The sequence below is a fragment of the Rhodopseudomonas sp. P2A-2r genome, assembly GCF_026015985.1.
Classification (GTDB): Bacteria; Pseudomonadota; Alphaproteobacteria; order Rhizobiales; family Xanthobacteraceae; genus Tardiphaga.
The window spans coordinates 2177775-2192098 of the sequence record NZ_CP110389.1 but is presented as its reverse complement, the minus strand read 5'-3'; the positions used below and the strand labels follow the sequence as shown (position 1 = coordinate 2192098).

The 14324-nt window shown below is 65.8% G+C and carries 4 protein-coding genes; all 4 read right to left on the bottom strand.

Going from position 1 to position 14324, the window contains the following annotated elements:
• Nucleotides 1-39 precede the first annotated feature (39 nt).
• The 4 genes from ONR75_RS10215 to ONR75_RS10200 all read right to left on the bottom strand — a co-directional run bounded on the left by ONR75_RS10215 (nucleotide 40) and on the right by ONR75_RS10200 (nucleotide 14251).
• The gene (locus tag ONR75_RS10215; protein WP_265082483.1) at nucleotides 40-8217 is read right to left on the bottom strand and encodes a filamentous haemagglutinin family protein; all 8178 of its coding nucleotides are present in this window, start codon (nucleotides 8215-8217) and stop codon (nucleotides 40-42) included.
• 3059 nt (nucleotides 8218-11276) lie between these two features.
• Nucleotides 11277-13085: a filamentous hemagglutinin N-terminal domain-containing protein gene (locus tag ONR75_RS10210; RefSeq protein ID WP_265082482.1), complete on the bottom strand. Its 1809-nt coding sequence runs from the start codon at nucleotides 13083-13085 to the stop codon at nucleotides 11277-11279.
• Between the two features lie 192 nt (nucleotides 13086-13277).
• On the bottom strand, nucleotides 13278-13925 hold the full coding sequence (locus tag ONR75_RS10205) for a FecR family protein (RefSeq protein ID WP_265082481.1): 648 nt from the start codon (nucleotides 13923-13925) through the stop codon (nucleotides 13278-13280).
• Nucleotides 13823-14251, bottom strand: a complete 429-nt coding sequence (locus ONR75_RS10200; protein WP_265082480.1) for a FecR/PupR family sigma factor regulator — start codon at nucleotides 14249-14251, stop codon at nucleotides 13823-13825. Before ONR75_RS10200 ends, ONR75_RS10205 begins: the two co-directional genes overlap by 103 nt.
• Between the last annotated feature and the right edge of the window lie 73 nt (nucleotides 14252-14324).

Sequence of the window (14324 nt, the reverse complement as noted above, 5' to 3'; positions counted from 1 at the left end):
TGGGGAGCACTTCAGGGCGGCACCGAGACGATCATTCGGTCACGGCCTTTCATACTCGCGCTGTTCGGCCTCGGTGAGAGCTTTCTGCTGCTGCTCGTTCAATCGGCCGTTTCCGACCATCTGCAGATTTCCGCTCGGGTTATAGCTTCGCTCGTCACGCCGGGGCTGCTGCTGCCTGCCCTCCTCTTCGGATCCTCCTCCGTTGCCGCCGCCATAGCCCAGCACTTCGACGATGATCACCGAGGGCTGAGTGTTGCCGCTCCCTTGAGTCGGTGTCGCCGTCTGTTGGGTCGCTGCCGTCGCATTCGACGTCGACAGGGCGGCGCTGATACTCGGCGCCTGCACGGTCGGGATACCCGACGACGTGCCCTGCACCTGGATATTCGCCGCATTCAGAATTTGTAGCGCCGCCAGATTAACATTGCCGGAGACGCGGATGCCCGCTTCGCCGGCGTCGATGGTGCCGAGCGGTGCGATCAGATCGACGTCGCCGGCTTTCACCTCCGGGATCGGGTTGAGCGTCGCGATGCCGGCGCCCGACGACGGCACCTGCGACGACAGGCTGACATTGCCGTAGCTGTCGTAGACGCGCCTCGGCGGGGTGTAGACCACGGTGGTCTTGGAGCCGCGCCCGGCATTGATGTCGCCTTCAGCAGACCAGGCGACGATGTTTCCGCCGAACGTGGTCATGATGCGCGACAGACCGAGCAGGATGCTGCCCTTGCTGTAAAGCTGGATATCGCCTTGGCCCAGTGTGACCAGCCCCGCCGATGCCGGCGGCACTTGTCCCTCGATGCCGATGATGGACCGCCCACCCGGCGAGAGCATCTGGATATCGCCGCCCTTCTGGGTGCGAACGCCGGAGCCGCCATACATGGTGATGTCGCCCGCACGCACGACAGGCTGTCCATTCGCATCGCGGTCTGGGAACAGCGCGGCAATGGCGTTGCGGCCGCGCAGATAGCTGCCGTAACGGGAACTGGTGCTGTCGTTATATTCACGACCGCCGGCGGTGAGTTCGGCGAAGTAGACCTGACGCAGGAAGATGCGCTGCCGCTCGGGCGCCAGGGTGCCGAAATAGGCCAACGCGTCCGCGTCGGTGCCGGCAAAGCCGTAACGCTGCTTCAGCCAGGCCGCCAGCTCCTTCTGATAGGTCTTGGCGACCTTGCCGGGTTGATCCGCCAGCGGCACGCCTGCAACCGCCAGCCGGGCCGGATCGAGATAGAGCGCCGCCAGGGCTGCATAATCCGGTCCTGCCGCGCCCACGCCGGCCAGCAGCGCGATGCTGGCGCCCGGGCGTGTATCGCCCGCCGCGATGGCTCCGAGACTGGTGATCGCGCCCTTGTCGGCCTGGTACAGGTTGCGCCCCGCCGAGATTTCGAGCGCACCGGGGCCGGCGATGTCGATATTGGCGTAGAGAATGTCGCGCCCGGCGGAAAAGATCGAGACGTCGTCGGGATCGCCGTGCACGATCAGATTGCCGTGCGAAGACCCGGTGATGGCGGTTCCTTCCACCTTCACACCGGGCGCAAGGCCGGCAGCGACGATGTCGCGGCCGGCGCGCACGACGACCGGCGCCGACGCATTGAGCCAGGTCGTGCCGCTCCGAAACGTCACCGTCTCGCCGGTGACGAGGCCGACGATGTCGCCTTGGCGGGCGTAGAAGCGGACAGGATCCGCATTATTCGCGCGGTCGAGCGCGATTTTCGCATCGTTGGGGCCGAACACGAACAGCGACCCGTTGATCGGATTATTGCCGCCTTGATCGCGGATGCCGTTTGGCGACGCGTTGGTCACGATCAAGTTAATGTTGCCGTCAACGGCATTTTCGTAGCCTACGAAGGCCGGATTGAACGGCGTCGGCAATGCCGTGCCGGTGCCGGACAGGCTGAACGCGTATTGCCCGGCATAGATCGAATCCGAGGCCAGCATCTCCAGCGAGCCGATGGCCGAGGGCGCCAGGGTGACCGTGGCGCCGGAGCTTGTGAACGGCAAGGCGTCGCGTCCGTAATAGATGCTGCCGCCGAGCGCCGCCGCCCGCAGGATCGCCGGATAGGTGAACCATCCGTCCGTGCTGTTTTGGTCGCTGTTTGGATTGGCTGAGCCATTATACAATCCATCGGTGCTCGTCGAGGTGGTGGGCGTCAGATTGCCGCCTGCCGAGATCAGGTTGATCGCGGTGTGCTCGGTCCACAGCGTGAACCAGCTTCCGCCGCCGCCGACATAGTTGATGCCGCCGGCCGAGAAGGCGGAATTGCTCGGCGTCACCGACCGACCGGGATCGCCGGCGCCGCCGAGCACGAGATCGCCCCGGCTCTGCAGATAGACCGCAGAATCGCCGGGCACCACCGTAATGCCGGATGTCGCCTGGGACCACGTCGCCGCATAGGGTTCGGCGCCGCGGGTATCGGCGCTGTCGCGCAATCCGTAGATCAGATTGATGCCGCCGATCGACGCCGCCGTCGCGCTCATTGTGCCGCGCAGATTGATCAGCGAGCCGCCAAGGGCCTGCTTCTGGCTCGTGTAGTAGGTGATTGCGAGATTGGGATTGAGCGCGCCGGCAATCCGCATGTCAATGTCGCCGCCGCCGGTCAGGGCAAGCGATCCGTCGGCGCCGACGCGGCCGGTGCTGCCGACGGCAACCACCAGACCCTGGCTTTGATCCACACCGCTGGTCTCGCCGCCCCCGGTGCTGCGCTGCGTGATCGCGCCGGCATTGCCGCCGACGCGGATGGCGACATTGCCGCCACCCAGCGCGCCGATGCCGGTGAACCCGACGAGGTCGGGGATTTTGGACGGATTGGCAACGCTTATATTCGGCACGTAGGTGCCGAAATTGATCCACCACGAGGTCGCAATCTTATCTTTGACCGCCGCGGTGCCGCTGCCCTGACGCCACAGCCAGTTGCCGGTCAGCACGCTCGATGGGCTTGCCCGGTTGGACTGACCGTAGATGTCGCCGACGAGATCGCCGCCCGCCGCGATCAGGACGTTGCCGCCGTGGTCCGGGTACCAGGCCTTATAGGACGCCAGCGCCGCGGTCGCGTAATCGGCATTGGCGGTGCCGAGCAGCTTGCCATCGGCCATAGCTCCGCGGTCGAGCGTGTAGCTCGGATCGACCGCGGTCGCCGTACCGGCGGTGTAGACGCCGTAAAGCGACTGCATTTTGATGCTGCCGGCGGCGATCAGCGACAGGTCGCCGGTGCCGGTGCGGACCACGCTGAACGACGGCGCGACCACCGTGGTCGTTGACGGCAGGCTGATGGCGCCGAGGTTTTTCTGATTATAATCCGTGAAATTGGGAGCGACGCCGAAATCGGCCCAGGTGTAGTTGGGATCGCCGTAGAGCGTGGCGATTTGGCGCCTGGTCAAATTGACCAGTTGGCTCTGCTCATACCCAGACGGCAGACCGTTGATCGCCACGATGGTCGCCACGCCCTGCGCGGTCAGGCCCAATTCGATATTGCCCTGCGCAGGATCCCAGAAATTGGCCGGCATCCCGTAGGCGGCCACGACCTCCGCCCATGAGCCGCCCAAGAGCGTCGCGATTTGGGCTTCCGACTTTCCGATCAGGTCGTTCACGGTCAAGGAGGGGAAGTCGGGGCCACAGACTGCCGCGCAAAGCGCCGCCGCTCCCGCCTGGTTCAAATTGAGCACATCGCCAGCCGAGGCGTACCGCGCGACGTAGTGGGTGTCGGCCAGAACGATGTCGCCCTTGCCCAGCGCGTTGCGCGCCCGCACATTGGCCGAGCCGAGATCGGCGCCGGCCACCAGCGTCAGCTCCGACGAGCTCGCCCCGGCGGCGAGCATCCGCGCCAGCGCCCAGTTGCGGCCCTGGTTGCCATTGGTGGTCCCGCGCAGCTCCACCACGTTGCCGCCGACGAGCTTGACGTTGGTCTGGGCCGGGATCAGCGACCCGGCTGCGAGCGTCATCTGTGCGGTGGAGGTCATGTCCACCGGCAGCGGCACGCCCTTCGGCCAGACCAGCGCCGCAAAGCTGACGGCGCTCCGCAGCACCGTGCCGGCGCCGAGCTGCATGCCGGCGGTCAGCGTCACCGCATTCGGCAGCACCGTGCCGGCGGCATAGGCCACCGTGCCGTTGGCATTGTAGATGGTCGCCTGCACCACCGTGCCCGCCGACAGAGCGAGCGAACTGCCCAGGGTCGCGCGCACCGGCAGCACCGTGCCGGCCGGCAGCGAAATCGTACCGGCCCTCGCGGTACCGAAATAGGCCGGAAGGTCGTAGTTGAGCGTGACGCCGGCCTTGAACTCCGTTCCGATTTCGAGCGTGACCGCGGTGGGCAGCACCAGATCGCCGCCATAGGGCACCACGCCCTGCTCGAGCCGCCAGCCCTTGACGTCGTCGGGCGTCGCCGGCGGCGGCGCGAAGCCGTCATTGATGCTGCCGCGGATATTGAGATTGCCGATGGCGCGGATGTTGAAGGCGCCTGGCTCGCCGAAGCCGCGCAGAGCGGGATCAATGCGGTTAGCGTTCGGCCCGTAGCGATAGCCGGACAGATCGAGATCGCCGGCCACCGTCAGGTCGCCGTTCGGATTGTCGGCGCTGACCTTGCTGACGATATCGACGCCGGGCCGCAGGTGATAGCTGTCGAGACCGGCCAGCCTGGCGCTCAGCGCGGCATTGAGGCGCGCTGCGTCGATGAAGGCGGTGTTATGCGGATCGATGCCGCCGGCGATGATCTGGCGGGTCTGGGGATCGACGATACCGTCGAGATAGTCCTGCGTGATCTCCTGCGGCTTGTAGCCGGTGACGTCGGGCAGGAGGGCGAGCGGCGCGTCGTCATAGATGCGGAACGCATTGACCGCGATGGTCCTGGCGCCAAGGATTGCCGGAGTCCCGATCACATTGACGGCGACATCGTTAGCACCGTTACCCGCGCTATCGAGACCGCCCTGCCCGCCGCTGCCGCCGAGCCGCGGCGCGTTGAGCGTCAGCGTGCCGCGCGCCACGCCGTCATTGCGATAGGCCCCAGCGCCGGACTCCACATTGGTGCCGGCGCGCAGGTCGAACGCCGCATTGCCGCCTAGCGTCAGCGTGCCCTTGCGCGTTGTCAGGTCGATGATGGCGCGGTTCGACGCCTCGATGATCTTGCCATAGCTGTCGAAGCGCATGCCGCTGCCGTGGGCGTCGAGCGTGCCGTTGATGGTCAGATCGCCCATCGCCGCCAGCCGGATCTTGCCGACCTGATAGCCGCTGGCGTCGATGGTGCCGTTGACGGTGAGGCTGCCGCCGTCGAGCGTGATCTCCACATCGCGCGCCTTGACCTCGTTGCCGACGACGAGGCTGCCCTGCTTGATCTGGAAGCGACGCGCGCCGAACAGCTCGCCGGCATTGAGCCTTGCATTCAGCCCCGCGAAATCGGCGAGCGTCTGCGCATACACGCCGAGCTCGGCCGCATCATAGGGCGCATAAGTACCGCCAGCATCATAAGTGCCGGTCGCGCCGCCGCGGAACCTGCCGGCGAGATCGACATGGCCGGCGCTTGCGCCGAGCGCGGTGACCGTCGCCGCTCCAGCGCGATTGTAGCGCGCCGACAGATCGATCACCGATCCCGCCGCCTGGCTGATATTGCCGGCGCGGCTGGTCATGACGAGATCGCCGCCCCAGCTATATTTGGTGACGTCGAAGAATTTTACCGCGCGGCCCGACAGATCGAGCCGCGAATTGTCGCCGAGCACGATATCGCCCGCCGCCGTCAGCTCCAGCCGTCCCGATGGCAGCACGACGCTGCTATCGACGAAGACATTGGCGCCGGTCAGCTTCAGCGTCGCGCCCAGCGCATCGACACCAGCGGCTGTGCCGCCCGATCCGACGATACGGATATCGCCGCCGGCGGTGATGGTGTTGACCGAGCCGGCCGCGCCGGTGAACAGCGGCGTCGTGATGGTGAGGTTGCCGCCGCTGTATTGATAGCCGCTCACCGCGTCATAGGCCCCCTGCCGGGCATAGACACCGAGCGTGCTCTTGTTGGTCGAGGTCACGGACTCGGTGGCCGCGATGTTGACGGCTGCGAAGCCGAGCGCGATGCGGTTGTCGACAATCGTGGTGCTGGGTTGGGTGTTGGGACCGTAGCCGAACACGACCCGGTTCGCGACGATGTTGAGCGTGCCGTCACCGAGCCTGTCGGCCATCGCCGCGCCCGGCGCCGATGACGAGCCGGTCCAGACGAATTCGCCGGCACGGATCGTGGCGGTGCTGCCGGCCGCGCCGTAGCCGTAGATTGCCGGCGTCGTCAGCACCAGACGACCCAGCGTCGATGCGTCGAGCGCGACGTCGCCGAACACGTTCACCGAGTCACGCGCATTGAGCGTGAGCGCCTCCAGCGCCGGCGCGCCGATCGCGGTGTTGCCCGCCAGCAATCGCGCCAGCACGCCCTGGTTGAGGGTCAGCCCGAACGGCATCCGACCGGTGGCGGCGGCGGTCGCGATGCTGGCATCGGAGCCAAGATTGATCGCGGACAGTCCCAGCACGAGATTGCGGGTGCCGTAGGATAAATTGTCGGCGACTGTGACGGGGCCCGTCGTCATCACGCCGATGGTGCCTTCGGAGGCGATCGTGGTGGTCCGGTTGCAGGCGGCGGTGACGCAGGCGCCGATTGAGATCTTGACGTCGCTGCCGTCGTTCGCCCGCGTTTCGCCCCGCAACAACGTGATCACGCCATTGGACACGATCAGCGTGCCGGAGGTGACGAGGTAGGGAACACTGGTGTCGGTGCCCGGCGATCCGCGACCGATGGTGCTGATCGTCGCGCCCTCCTCGATGGTGATGGCGGCCTGCGGGACCGTGTACGTCCCTCCCTTTGCGTTGAAGACGATCTCGGCCGCCGACAGACGGGCGCCGCTGCGCAGCACGATATCGCCAAAATAGCCTCCGTTCAGGATCAGACGCGGCGCGTCGAGCTTGCTGATCTCGTCGGCGGAGATCGAGGCCGCCACCATGCCGACGGTGGCTCCCTGGCCGGTCGCGAGGATTTCGCTGATGCCGGTGATCCCGACCGCCCCGCTATAGCCATTGCTGCCGGCCTTCGCCCGGATGCGCAGCGCGCCATCGAACAGCAATTGCATGCGGTCATCGGCGCCGCGCGCCTTGGCGAGCTGCATGGTCAGCCCGCCGGCATCGGCTGTGATCCAGCCGCGCGCGACGCTGTTGAGCGCGGCGTTCGCCAGTACGTAGGCGTCATAGCTGGTCTCGTTGTAAGACGAGTGCGTGCGGACCTTGTCAGCCGCCGTGATGATGACCCGGTTCGGCAGCGAGGCGCGGATCGCGGTATTGGCGACGCCGAGATAAGCGTTGACGATGTACGAGCCGCTGCCGGTCGCAGCGACGCCGGTGACGGCAGGACTGACGCTGCTGCCCAACTCCACGCGATAGGCGCCCGGCAGCAGCGCATAGGTCGCGGGCATCAAGGTGTAGGTGCCGGCGGCAAGACCCGGCACGCCGTCGGGAATGGTGATCTGGCGGCCCACCGACGGCAGGCCGAAGCCCGCTTCCTGCACCACCGGCGCATAGGCAGCGGAGCTGCTCGGCACGATCGCGTAGACCTGATTGCCCTTCGCGCTGTAGCTGAAGCCCGGATTGGCATTGACCAACGGCGTGGTCAGGATGTTCACCGAGCCGCCGCGCCCCGAGACGAAGCCGGCGCCCGTCAGTTGGCCGCCGCCCGACAGGTCGATCAGCGAACCGGCATCAGCGTCGATATGCAGGCCGTTGAGGGTGACGGTCGGACTGGCAACCGCGACCGTCGCGCCATTATAGGCGTAGCTGGTGCCATCGACCGTACCGCCATAGGGCATCACCAGCCCGACGCCGCTGACCGAGGTGATGCTGCCCGGCAGCAGATGAATCGTATCCGCCTGCGGGACGCTGCCGCTCGAGAGGCTGCCGAGCACGATTCGACCGAACGGCGCGCGCACCACGCCGCCCTGGTTGATGGTATCGGCGGCCAAAGTGAGGAGGCCGAAGGCGGAATACGGCACGTCCGGATCGGTGTCGCCGTAGCGCAGAATATTCAGCACGCTGCCGACGAGAAGCCTGGCTTCGATGCCGGTATAGCCTGCGGTGATCGAGCCAATGCCCGGATAGCCGGTGGTGATCGAGCCGGTGGCCCGGCTCGCCGGATAGATCTGGGCGGCGGTCACGGTGATATTGCCGGGCGTCTGCAGCGCGGCGCCGATCATCTGGGTTCCGCCGAGCATGCGGACATCGCCGCGGCTCAAAGATCGACCAGCGCGAAGCCGCGGCGATCGAGGGTGTAACTCCCGACCTCGGTGTTGATGAGCCGATGCCCCCGAACACCACGCGATCGCGGATATCGATGAGATCGGCGGCGACGGAGAAGACGGCGCTGCTCGACTGTTGCGACGGCGTGCCATAGCCCTCGTCCCACCGCACGGTCGGCAACGTGTAATAATCTTTGCCAGGGCGCGTCACGCCGGCCAGCCGCAGATAGGGCGCCGCCAGCGATACCCGCGAATCCGCGCCGGCATTGGCGCCGAGCGCGAAGGCGCCGGCATTGAGGCTCAGGCTCTGGTTCATGGCCAGCGTAACGTCGCCGTCGAACGAGATCAGGCCATCCGACAGCAGCGACAGCGTGCCGAAGCCGCCGGCCTTGATGCGATCGGCGCCGAGCCGCGCGGTGCCGGTCAGCAGACCGGCTTTGGCCTCCGCCATCGAGCCGGCACCGGCGATGGCGCTGTCGCCCTGAACGTTGGCGATGACCAGTTCGCGATGCCGCAACACGTCGCCGAATGTCGAGGCCGTATCGTAGTTCGGCGCCTCGAGCGCCAGCGCCAGCGCGCCGCCGGCGGCGTTCGCGCCACCGCCCGCCGCGCGCAGCGTGCCGTCGAGATAGAGGCCGTTGCTGGATTTGATGACGATGCTGCCGCCATTGCTGGCAACCGCGAGCGGCGTGCTGGTTCTCGCCAGCCCGGAACCGGGAATGTCGAGCACCGCGCTGGTGCCGGAGGCATCGAGCAGCGCGCCGGGCCGGATCACCACGAAGGCGTTCGGCGTGAAGGATTCTCCCTCGTCTCCCAGTCCACCGCGCCGCCGATCAGGATCGAGCCGCCATTGCCGACCATGCCATAGGTCTCGCCGCGCGCGTTGGTCGCCGTGACCGCGCGGGCCGCGACATCGAGCACGGCGTGATCGCCGATCCAGATCAGGCCGGGTTTGTTGTCGCCGGTGCTCTGATTGAGGCTCGTCGCGGCCTGGGTCAGGCTGATGGTGCCGCCCGGCGCGGTCAGCGTGCCGTCGATGGTGAAGTTGGTGCCTTGCAGGCTGATCGACTGGCCGGCATCAACGCGGATCGACGTGCCGGTCTGAATGGTGATCGGGCCGCTCGCCGTCGTCTGGCCCGCCTCGCCGTAGCTGGAGCGTAAGGTCAGGCTGGCGCCGCCACGCTGGGTCAGGCTACTTTTGCCGGCATCTTCGATCCATTCGGGCGGCGTCCAGACGCTGAGCGCGCGAGAGGGATCCTCGCCGGTGGCGACCGAGAAGGCTGCGTCCGTCAAGCGATAGACCGGCATCGCGAGGTCGAGCCGGGCGCCCTCCGCAACGACGAGCCCGTGGCGACCGTTCACGTCGTAGTTCGAAAAGCCAGACTGGAAAAGCGCCACGTCGAGCTGCGCGTTGCGCTTTACCTGGACCGCATTGGGTAACTTGACCCCCGCCGGAAGAACATACCCGTTGGGAAGGGTTATATCGACGGGCGACGCGGCACCAGCATTGACCGTTTTTGTATAAGGACTCGTAGGCAATCCGTTGGGAAACACATCCGCCGGAACTACATAGCCCGCAAGAGCTCCTGATGAGACAATATAAACTACCGTATCCGCCGGAATGTAGTGAACATTAGCACCATTATCATCATTTACGACACCTGAACCACGAACGTAATACCATTTACTATTAGACTCCCCTCTAATTACATAGGGATTTCCAAGGAACGGCGGAACCCAATCCTTTGCGGGTGTAAAATATTTATATTCAGCGACTCCACCCGCGCGAATAGCTTCGCCCGGCATGGCGATAGTTGCTGTGTAGTTATAGTCTATGGGCAGGATGTCACCGGCCTTAATCTTGTAGTCTTGGGCCAGCACCAGATCGGCCGGCGCCGTCTCGCCGGCGCCGAGCACGCCGTCGGTCGCCAGCACCTTGCCGCCGATGGCGATCGCCGTGCCGGATTCGAGCTTCAGCGTGCCGCCGCCGCTGACGCCATAGGCGCGGATCTTGCCATCGAGGGTCAGCAGGCCGTCGGCCGTCACGGTGGAATTCTGCTGGTCGGCGACCAGCGTCACATCGCCGCCGCGGCCGCCCTTCGTCTTGCCGTTGGCGAGGATCACCGCGCCTGACGAGACGTCGATGACGCTGCCCGCCTGCAACCTCACGTCATGGGTCGAGCGCAGCGTGACCGAACCGCCATTGATGAAGGCCTGCTTGGTTTCGTCCGAAGCATCCTGCGCCGCGTTCACCCAAAGGCCGCGCAGATCCAGCGTCGCGCCGCCTTCGAGGGTGATGGAAGAGATGCCATTCTTGAGCAGCACCGCATAGGCGCCGCGGCCGCCGGCAGCGGCGCCCGCCAACACGTTGTCGATCACCAGCGAGCCGCCGTGCGCGGTGACATCGGCCTTGATGTCAACCACCGCCGCGTTGAGGTTGATCTTGCCGCCATCGGCGAGCGTGATCGGGCGATCGATCGTGATGGTGCGGGAGGTGCCGATATCGAGCCCGCCGAGATGGGCTTTATTGATGCGGTCGGCGTCGAACCAGGCAGTGTTGGTGCGGACCGACGGCAGGAGGTTGGTGGCGGACAGCCCGGCGCTGATATCAGCCACATCGCTGAAGCGGACATCGGAGCCGTACGCAGCAACCTGATTTGGCGTCGCGTCATAGCGGCCGAGACCGAGCGTGCCGGCGAGCGGCGCGGCGTTCTGCACCTGCTTGTAGCCATCGACGACGCCCGCGGCGCGCGCGCTCGACTGGCGTGCGCCCTTGACCACATCGGCAATGATCTCCGCTTCCATGATCGCGGTCGGCGTCGACAGGTTGAGACGACCGGCATCGCGGCCGACGGTGTAGCCATCCTCCCAGCGCCATGACGACGAGCGGTCGAAGATCGAGGTCCAGATTTCGGTGAGTTGGTCGGAGACCTTGCCCTGGATGTTGTGCGTGCGCACGAAACCGCCGGCCGCGGCGACAAACTTCATACTGGCCGGCGCATTATCGAAACTGTAGAGCCGACCGTCGCTGCCGATCAACCTGGTCGAATAGATGGGACCGCCGTCATAGCTGACCGATCCGCCGGCAATGTTGAACTTTGCGCCCTGCTGCGCGATGACTTCCGGCGCTGCCAGCGTGACGGTGCCGCCGAGCGCCGCCCATTCGCCGATGGTGTGGGCGGTGTTGGCGAGATAGCCGCCGACTTCGAGCAATCCGCCTTTGGTGTAGTAGCGTTCACCGGTATAGCCGCCGGTGCCCGCGGGCACGAAAGTGAGATCGCGGACGTCGATCCAGACATTCTTGTTGACCAGGGCGCCGCTGTCGCGATTGACTGGCGAGTCCCGGAGTTCATTGCCCTGGACGTTGACCAGCACCTGGTTGTCCGACATCGGCCGCACCACGCCCTGCACGCCGGAGACATCGACGATCGAACCGGCTCCGGCGAAGATGCGCGTGCCGGCGCTGACGGCGACCTGACCGCCTTGCGCCATGGTGAGCGAGCCGTTCTGGAAGTTGACCAGCCCCCGGTGACGATCTCAACGCGCGACTGGTCGCGCCGATCGTTCGGTCCCGAGGCGGCGATTAGCCCATCGCGCTGCGCATTGAGCGCGGCATCCTTGGATTCCAGTTCCGGCACGATCCAGCTGAGACTCTTGCCGGTCATCGTCACGCTGCCGCCGGCATCGCTGGCTGCGTTCAACAGATGGATGGTGCCGCGCTGGTTGACCGACGTCGTGGAGAGCAGCACGCCGTCCTGCGTCACGCCCCGGCCGGCCAACGTGATGTCGCCCTGCTGCGACAGCACAATGCCGGTATTGGTCACGCGGCCCGCAGAACTTCGGGGCTGGATCACCGGCACGATCTCGCTGCCATTGGTGGTCGAGAATTGGTTGGCGTCGGTGCCGAAGCCCTTGCGCAGAATGAAATTGTCGCCAGCCGCCAGGATAGCCTGCCCCTTCGGCGTGGTGATACCGCCGGCATTGCTGACCTCGCTGCCGATCAGCAAGACGTAGCCGCCGCCCGAGGTCACCGAAGCGGGCGCCGACGTGACGATCGAGGCGCCGGCCTCGACCACGACCTTGCCCCCGGCCGCCGTGAAGCTCGGCGCGTAAATGTTGTTGGTTTGCGTCGAATAGATGCCGTTGGTGCGGAACTGGGTGTCGCTGAGATCGGCGGTCGAGGCGATCAATGAGCCGACATTGACCTGGCTGTTGCCGCCGAAGATGATGCCGCTCTGGTTGATGACGTAGACTTGGCCGTCGGCCTTGATGTTGCCGAGGATCTGGCTCGGGCCGGTCGATGCATCGACGCGGTTGAGCGCGACCCAGTTGCCGTTGCCCTGCTGGTCGAAGGTCAGCGTGGTGCGGGCGCCGACATTGAAGGACGTCCAGTTCAGGATCGCCTGCTGCGTCGTTTGCCGGATATTGACCTGGGTCTGTCCCGCACCATCGGTGCCCTGGGTCGGCGCATTGGCGCCTGACCAGGTCGCGGGATTGTTCGGCAACAAGCCACCGGCGCCGACGCCGTTCGGCACCGCGACAGGCGCGATCAGCGACGTCTGCTGCGCGGCCGCCGCCGACCGTGCGGCGGCCTGGATACCCTGCATGTCCTGTACTGCGCGCGCCGCGCGTGCCAGCGAATCCCGCGTCTGCTGCACCGCCGCCGCGGCCTGCTGCGCCGCTTGTGCCGCCGCGTCCGATGCGAGGTTCGGAGCCGAGACCGCGCCGGCGCTGCCTCCGCCATTCAGGGCGCGAGCATGAACCTCTGGCGACGCCGCCAGCATTGCAAGTGCGCTGGCGCCAACCATCAGCACCGCGCTGTGGCGAAGAAGTCCATCAGACATGGACCGTATATGCCAAATCAACGCGACAGCCTCCCGAACAGAGGTTTGCGACTTGCGGTCACGACGGGACTTAGCTGGCATGCTGGCTCCAGAAGGCATGAGCTGTCCGACAACCCGTCAGCCCCTTATTAAGGAGACACCTCTCGACGCCGAACCCCTCAAGGATTTTTTCTAACGGATCTCGCGAACCAGCTAGCCGACCAACGCAAGGCCGCCGGGCAGATTCCGGACGCGCAGGCTGAAGGCTTTCTGAATCTGGGTAAGTGCCTGATCGGGCTCAACGATGTTGAAACGCCCGCTGACCGACAAGCGTCCGATGTCCGAACGGAACAACACGATCCGACCAGGACGGTAGCGATTCAGTTCATTCACAAAGTCCGACAGCGGCGTATTTCGGCAGATGATCAACCCGTCCTGCCAGGCCCCCGCGATGGCCGGGTCGACCGCGGCCACCTCGCCGAGGCCACGACTGTCGTAGATCACGCGCTCGCTTTGCTTGAGCCGAACGGTTTTCGCGTTCCGCGTCACTTCGATCTGATCGGAGAAACATGTCACGCAGACTGATGCGTCATCGAGTCGCACATCGAAACGTCCGCCGGCTCCGTGGGTCCGACCGTCGGCAGCGAGCACGTTGAACGACGACGCGTCCGCCGTGACACGAAACGAGGCCTCCCCGGCCACCAGCTCGACCGATCGGTCGTGGTCGCCACCCTTCATGACCAGGCTTGTCTTGGTGTTCATCTGGACCGATGCGACATCGGCAATGGCAATCTGCCGCTGTTCGCCCGTTCCGGTCCGAAAATCGGCTTCCAGTTCGGCAAGTGATGGCCACAGACGCAAAGGCGGGCGAACGATCGCGACGCCGGCGACCGATGCAGCGAGAGCGCCCCCAGCACCATCCGGCGGGAAACATAATGGCGCGCGCTGCGATGCTTCGCCGCGCGCACCTCGTCCTCGCGCACTTGCAGTGCCGCGGCGCCGAAGGTTTTCCAGAGCTGCCGGGCGTCCCGAAAGGCTGTCTCATGCGCCGCGCTCTGTGCGCACCATTGGCGCAATCGTCGCGCATCCGCCGCAGTTGCTTCCCGCGAAGCAATACGGCGAACCCAGGCATGCGCCTCCAACTCCAATGGAGTGACGCAGTCCATATCGGAGCGGCCATCAGACATTGTGGGTCACGTGCCCCTGAACTGCGTCGTCGCCACTCGCCGGCGAACTTTCAATAGTCGTCATATCAATGAT

What these genes read in the sequence shown, in the direction of transcription:
- ONR75_RS10210 (WP_265082482.1), bottom strand. Translation starts at nt 13,085, where the DNA reads ATGTCTGATGGACTTCTTCGCCACAGCGCGGTGCTGATGGTTGGCGCC.
- ONR75_RS10215 (WP_265082483.1), bottom strand. Translation starts at nt 8,217, where the DNA reads ATGCTCGGCGGAACCCAGATGATCGGCGCCGCGCTGCAGACGCCCGGC.
- ONR75_RS10200 (WP_265082480.1), bottom strand. Translation starts at nt 14,251, where the DNA reads ATGTCTGATGGCCGCTCCGATATGGACTGCGTCACTCCATTGGAGTTG.